Source organism: Bacillus pretiosus (genome assembly GCF_051294775.1).
In the GTDB taxonomy this organism is placed as follows: domain Bacteria; phylum Bacillota; class Bacilli; order Bacillales; family Bacillaceae_G; genus Bacillus_A; species Bacillus_A wiedmannii.
Map to the genome: position 1 here is coordinate 1 of NZ_JBPPHF010000622.1, position 280 is coordinate 280.

Annotated in this window: 2 protein-coding genes; both read right to left on the minus strand. The window is 36.1% G+C overall.

All coding sequences use genetic code 11. The features are described 5' to 3' along the window. Window positions 1-108 (minus strand): iron-sulfur cluster assembly scaffold protein (locus ACSG5Z_RS32420; protein ID WP_435712993.1); only part of this gene is annotated, 108 nt, incomplete at its 3' end. Beyond that, a partial coding sequence (locus ACSG5Z_RS32425; RefSeq protein ID WP_435712992.1) for an aminotransferase class V-fold PLP-dependent enzyme occupies window positions 98-280 on the minus strand: 183 nt, incomplete at its 5' end. The genes ACSG5Z_RS32425 and ACSG5Z_RS32420, both read right to left, overlap by 11 nt.

Here is a 280-nt window from a genome sequence, read left to right on the forward strand (position 1 = left end):
GTTCAAGTTAACAGTAACACTATCTTCTAACACGCCATTGTTACGAGGATTCTTATAATGATCCATATTAACTTGACGGTATAACGTATCTAAATTATTAAATGACATTTGTGAAATACTCCTTTGTCTTGATTAGTGATTCAACAAATGTATCAATTTCTTCTTTTGTATTATATAAATAGAAGCTCGCACGTGCAGTAGAAGAAGCTTTCAGCCACTTCATAAGCGGTTGTGCACAGTGGTGTCCTGCGCGAACCGCAATGCCTTCTACATCTAATAC